The organism is Kitasatospora sp. NPDC043950, from assembly GCF_056435345.1.
Genome location: NZ_JBWKER010000103.1, coordinates 1 through 5540, shown reverse-complemented (window position 1 = coordinate 5540; position 5540 = coordinate 1). Strand labels below are relative to the sequence as shown.

Annotated in this window: 4 protein-coding genes and 1 pseudogene; 2 read left to right on the top strand and 3 right to left on the bottom strand. The window is 71.8% G+C overall.

Annotated features, from left to right (window positions below):
* The first annotated feature begins 124 nt into the window (after positions 1-124).
* Together efeB and efeU are read left to right on the top strand one after the other, a co-directional pair.
* Entirely contained in the window at positions 125-1447 is a 1323-nt protein-coding gene (efeB, locus tag AC07BF_RS36875) for an iron uptake transporter deferrochelatase/peroxidase subunit (protein ID WP_363589518.1), read from the top strand.
* A gap of 35 nt (positions 1448-1482) precedes the next feature.
* Positions 1483-2316 carry an iron uptake transporter permease EfeU gene (gene efeU, locus AC07BF_RS36870; RefSeq protein ID WP_363629891.1) on the top strand — a complete coding sequence of 278 codons (834 nt, stop codon included), beginning with the start codon at positions 1483-1485 and terminating at the stop codon, positions 2314-2316.
* Positions 2317-2410: 94 nt separating this feature from the next.
* Here the strand turns inward: efeU and AC07BF_RS36865 are convergent, their stop codons facing one another.
* The 3 genes and pseudogenes from AC07BF_RS36865 to AC07BF_RS36855 form a co-directional block, all read right to left on the bottom strand.
* Positions 2411-2683: a hypothetical protein gene (locus AC07BF_RS36865; RefSeq protein ID WP_363629893.1), complete on the bottom strand. Its 273-nt coding sequence runs from the start codon at positions 2681-2683 to the stop codon at positions 2411-2413.
* A 144-nt stretch (positions 2684-2827) separates the two neighbouring features.
* The gene (locus tag AC07BF_RS36860; protein ID WP_363629895.1) at positions 2828-5389 is read right to left on the bottom strand and encodes an ABC transporter permease; all 2562 of its coding nucleotides are present in this window, start codon (positions 5387-5389) and stop codon (positions 2828-2830) included.
* A 59-nt stretch (positions 5390-5448) separates the two neighbouring features.
* Positions 5449-5540: pseudogene (locus tag AC07BF_RS36855) on the bottom strand (ABC transporter ATP-binding protein); the annotation flags it as partial.

Below are 5540 nucleotides of genomic sequence, written 5' to 3'. Positions count from 1 at the left end.
TCATCGTCCGCACCCCCCCCCCCCCCCCCCCCCCCCCCCCCCCCCCCCCCCCCCCCCCCCCGTCCCCCCCCCCCCCCCCCCCCACGGCATCGGCGAGTCAGCACAGAGAAGGATCCGCCCGCCGATGGACGCCGAGAACGCCAAGGGCACCGAGAACCCCGAGAACCCCGAGGGCACCGCGAACGCCCCCGCCGCTGCCGCCGGGGGCGCCGTCAGCCGACGGGCCGTGATCGGCTGGGCCGGCGCGGGCGTCGCGCTCGGCGCCGCCGCCGTCGGCTCGGTCGCCGCCGCCACCCGGCAGGACGACCCCGCCCCGGCGGCGGCCGCCCAGACCGGCGCCGAGGTGCCCTTCTACGGCGAGAACCAGTCCGGCATCGCCACCCCGGTCCAGGACCGCCTGCACTTCGCCGCCTTCGACGTCTCCGAGAAGGCGACCCGCGAGTCGCTGGTCAAGATGCTCAAGGAGTGGACCAAGGCCGCCGCCGCGATGACCGGTGGCCGCGAGGTCGGCACCGGCGCCGCCGACGGCCTGCCCGAGGCGCCGCCGGACGACACCGGTGAGGCCCTCGGCCTGCCCGCCTCCCGGCTCACCCTCACCATCGGCTTCGGCCCCACCCTGTTCGACCAGGACGGCGTCGACCGCTTCGGCCTCCGTGCCAAGCGCCCCGAGGCCCTGATCGACCTGCCGAACTTCAAGGGCGACAAGCTCGACCCGCTGCGCAGCGGCGGCGACCTCTGCGTCCAGGCCTGCGCCGACGACCCGCAGGTCGCCGTGCACGCGATTCGCAACCTGGCCCGGATCGGCATGGGCACCGTGAACATCCGCTGGTCCCAGCTCGGCTTCGGCAAGACGTCCTCCACCACGCCGGACGCCCAGACCCCGCGCAACCTGCTCGGCTTCAAGGACGGCACCCACAACATCGCGGGCACCGACGGCGCCGGGCTGGCCGAGCACGTCTGGGCCGCCCCCGGCGACGGCCCCGAGTGGATGACCGGCGGCTCCTACCTGGTCGCCCGGCGGATCCGGATGCACATCGAGACCTGGGACCGCGCCTCGCTCAAGGACCAGGAGGACACCTTCGGCCGCACCAAGGGCGAGGGCGCCCCCTACGGCAAGGCCAAGGAGCACGACGCGCCGGACCTCAAGGCGATGCCCGCCGGCTCGCACGTCGCCCTGGCCCACCCGGACGCCAACAACGGCCTGATGATCCTGCGCCGCGGCTTCTCCTTCACCGACGGCACCGACGGCCTCGGCCGCCTGGACGCCGGCCTGTTCTTCCTCGCCTACCAGCGCGACACCCGCAAGGCCTTCGTGCCGCTCCAGCAGCGGCTCGCGGCCGGCGACAAGCTCAACGAGTACATCCAGCACGTCGGTTCCGCCCACTTCGCCTGCCCGGCGGGCGTCCGCAAGCCCGGGGAGTGGTGGGGCCAAGCGCTCTTCGGCTGATCCCCCGCCCCGTTCAACCCCCCGAGGAGAGTGCCGTGTTCGGCAACTACCTGATCGGCCTGCGCGAAGGCCTCGAAGCCAGCCTGGTCGTCTGCATCCTGATCGCCTACCTGGTCAAGACCGGCCGCAGGGACAAGCTGCCGCCGGTGTGGATCGGCGTCGCATCCGCCGTGGTGCTCAGCATGGTCTTCGGCGCCGTGCTGCAGTTCGGCTCCTCGCAGCTCACCTTCGAGGCCCAGGAGGCGCTGGGCGGCTCGCTGTCGATCATCTCGGTCGGGCTGGTCACCTGGATGGTGTTCTGGATGCGCCGCACCGCCCGGCACCTGAAGACCGAACTGCACGGCAAGCTGGACGCGGCCATCGCCATGGGCACCACGGCCCTGGTGGTCACCTGCTTCCTGGCGGTCGGCCGCGAGGGCCTGGAGACCGCGCTGTTCATCTGGTCGGCGGTGCAGGCCACCAACGACGGCTACAACCCGCTGATCGGCGCCGCGCTCGGCCTGCTCACCTCGGTGGTGCTCGGCTGGCTGTTCTACCGCGGCGCGCTGAAGATCAACCTGGCCAAGTTCTTCACCTGGACCGGCGCGATGCTGGTGGTCGTCGCGGCCGGCGTGCTCGCCTACGGCGTGCACGACCTCCAGGAGGCCGGCTGGCTGCCGGGCCTGCACAGCGTGGCCTTCGACATCAGCAGCACCATTCCCAAGGACAGCTGGTACGGCACCCTGCTCAAGGGCGTGTTCAACTTCCAGCCGGACCCGACCGTGCTGCAGCTCGTGGTCTGGCTGCTCTACCTGGTGCCGACCCTCGCCGTGTTCTTCGGCCTGTTCGGCGGCAAGGCGAAGCCCGTCGCCGCCAAGCCGGCCGCCTGACCCCTCCGTTCGGCGAACCGCCCCGCCCCGTCCGGCACCCCGCCGGGCGGGGCGGTGTCGTGTGCGGCGCTATGTCCCGCACAGGCACGCGGCGCTATATCCCGTACACGCAGAGGAAGACGATGAAGGCGACCAGCCCGACGGCCGCGGCGATCCACGGGCCCGGCGCGAACTCCTGTCGGACGTACCCGGCGTCGTGCGTCTGCGACAGGTGCTCGGAGGCCTTCGCCTGCGCACCGAACGTCGCCGACCTGCGGTAGCCGCAGCTCTCGCAGACCACGCGCCGGGTGTTGTTCCGCCCCGAGACGACCTTCACCGCGTGCTGGTGCCCGTGCGGGTCCTCGCCCGTGAACCGGCTGGTCTCCATGCCTTGGCCCCCTTCGCCTCGCCCCTGTGCGCGCGAGCATCCTTGCACGCACCACCGACAGCCGTACCCCGGTGGGACCGGGATACGCCGGAGCCCCGGACGGTCCTCGACCGTCCGGGGCTCCGGCGCGCTTGCGGGGGGCGTCTACTCGCTCTTGATCGCGCCCAGGATGTCCATCCGGGCGGCCCGGTGGGCCGGCCAGAGGGCGGCCAGCAGGCCGATCACCGCGGCCGCGACCAGGAAGCCGACGATCTGCAGCGGCGGCACCACGGTGGTCATGTTCTTGAACGAGTCGGCCATCGTGCGGTTGCCCGCCCAGGCCACCAGGATCCCGAGCCCGATCCCGACCGCGCCGCCGAACAGCGCGATCAGCAGCGACTCCAGCCGGACCATCCGGCGGATGCCGATCCGGTCCAGGCCGATCGCCCGCAGCATGCCGATCTCCCGGCGCCGCTCGAACACCGACATCGCCATGGTGTTGACCACGCCGAGCACCGCGATCACCACGGCCATCCCGAGCAGCCCGTACATCATGTTCAGCATGCCGGTGATCAGCTGACGGTTCTCCGCCTTGATGTCCTTCTCGCCCTTGACCGCGATCAGCGGGTTGCCGCCGGTCGCGTCGCGCAGCGCCTGCTTCAGCTTCTCGTCCGCGCCGTTGGCGCCCTTCACCAGGACCTTCGCCGGGCCGGAGCCGGGCAGCGCGTGCGGGCCCACCACGTTGTCCGGGGCGATGATGTTGGCCAGCGCGCTGTTGGCCTCCAGCACGGCGCCGACGGTGAGCGAGCCCTTGGTCTTGTCCGGGTAGGTGACGGCCATGGTGTCGCCGACCTTGAAGCCGAGGCGTTCGGCGGTGCCCGAGCTCATCATCAGCTTGCCCTGCTTGAGGGCGTCCGCCGAGCCGTCCTTGACCTTGACGGTGGCCAGCTGGCCGATGGTCGCGGCGTCGACGCCCGTCAGGAACTCGTAGTCGGAGTCGCCCTTGTCGGTCGTCACCCGGATTTCGCGCATCACGCTCATGGCGCTGACGCCGGGCGCCTTGGCGATCTGGCTGGCGACCTCGGGGGAGAGCTTCGAGCCGTTCTGCATGGCGACCGTGAAGTCGGCCTTGAGGTCGTTCGCGGTCGCCGCGTCGACGGCCTTGTTCACCGAGGCGCCGACCACGGTCAGCGCGGTGATCAGGGTGACGCCGATGGTCAGTGCCGAGGCGGTGGCCGCCGTCCGGCGCGGGTTGCGGATCGCGTTCTCCTGGGCCAGCTTGCCCGGCGTGCCGTAGACCTTGCGCAGCAGCGGGGCGAACAGCGCGATCAGCGGCCGGGCCAGCAGCGGGGTCAGCACGAACACGCCGATCAGCAGGGTGCCCGCGCCGAGCCCGACCAGCTTGTACTCCTTGCCGCCCGCGCCCGCGGCCAGGGCGCCCGCGCCGGCCAGCGTGAACAGCAGGCCGATCGTGTTGCGCACCCGCAGACTCTTCTGGGTGGCCGGCTGCTCGACCGAGCTCATCGCGGCCACCGGGGCGATCCGGGCGGCGCGCACGGCCGGCAGCAGGGCGGACAGCACCGTCACCAGGACGCCGACGGCCAGGGTCACCGCGATGGTGAGCGGCTTGATCACCAGCGAGCCCTGCGGCATGGTGTCGTCCATCGCGCTGACCAGCGACTGCATTCCGGCGCCGATCCCGATGCCGGCGAGCAGCCCGGCCGCCGAGGCGAGCAGGCCGACCAGTAGTGCCTCGACCAGCACGGAGCGGGTGATCTGCCTGCGGCTGGCGCCGATCGCCCGCAGCAGTGCGAGTTCCTTGGTGCGTTGGGCGACCAGCATGGTGAAGGTGTTGGCGATGATGAAGATGCCGACGAACAGTGAGATGAAGGCGAAGACCATCAGGAAGGTGCTCAGGACCTTGGTGCCCTGCTGGATCATCCGGTCCTGCTCGGCGGCGAGCTCGCGCCCGGTCTTCGCCTCGATCGAGTCGCCCTGCGGGGCGGTCTGCTTGACGGCGGCGAGCAGCGCGGTGTCGTCCGCGCCCGGCTTGCTCTTGACGTCCAGCTCGGCGTAGCGGCCCGGGCTCAGGTAGAGCTGCTGGGCGGTGGCGGTGTCGAAGGCGGCCAGCGAGCCGCCGGCCAGCACGCGCGGGTCGTTGGTGGTCAGGGTGCCGGTGAGCTTGAGCTCCATCACCGGGCCGTTGACGGCGACCCGGACGGTGTCGCCGACCTTGTAGCCGCCCTTCTCGGCGGTATTGGTGTCCAGTGCGATCTCGCCCGAGCCGTGCGGGCCGCGGCCGTCGACCAGCGGGTAGCGCGGGTCGGTGCCGTCGGCGCCCGGCACGTAGTTGGTGCCGGTGGTGGAGAAACCGTTGCCGATCAGCGCGCCCTTCTTGTCGGCGATGCCGGCGAAGCCGCTGACCACGCCGCGCGCCTCGGCGGCGCCGGGCAGCGCCGCGACCGCCTTGCGGATTTCCTCGGTGAGGGCCGGGCCCTCGGAGTCCTCGCCCGTGTGGTCGTAGGCCTGGCGGGCGGCGTCGCGGTCGCTGACCGTGACGGCGATGTCCGTGTAGCTCTTGGAGTTCTGAGTCCTGAGCGCGTTGCCGAAGGTGTCGGAGAAGACCATGGTGCCGGCGACGAAGGCGGTGCCGAGCAGCACGGCGAGCATCGTCATGAGCAGTCGGCCCTTGTGGGCCAGCACGTTGCGCAAAGCGGTGCGGTACATGAGGGGGTGTCAGTCCTGGGGTTCTCGAAGGTCGGGGGCGCCGGGGCCAGCGGGACGCTCTAGCTGGTGCGGCCCTTGGCGTCGAAGCGGCGCATGCGGTCCAGGACGGTGTCGGCGGTGGGGTGGTGGAGTTCGTCGACGATGCGGCCGT

What these genes read in the sequence shown, in the direction of transcription:
- AC07BF_RS36860 (WP_363629895.1), bottom strand. Translation starts at nt 5,389, where the DNA reads ATGTACCGCACCGCTTTGCGCAACGTGCTGGCCCACAAGGGCCGACTG.
- AC07BF_RS36865 (WP_363629893.1), bottom strand. Translation starts at nt 2,683, where the DNA reads ATGGAGACCAGCCGGTTCACGGGCGAGGACCCGCACGGGCACCAGCAC.
- efeB (WP_363589518.1), top strand. Translation starts at nt 125, where the DNA reads ATGGACGCCGAGAACGCCAAGGGCACCGAGAACCCCGAGAACCCCGAG.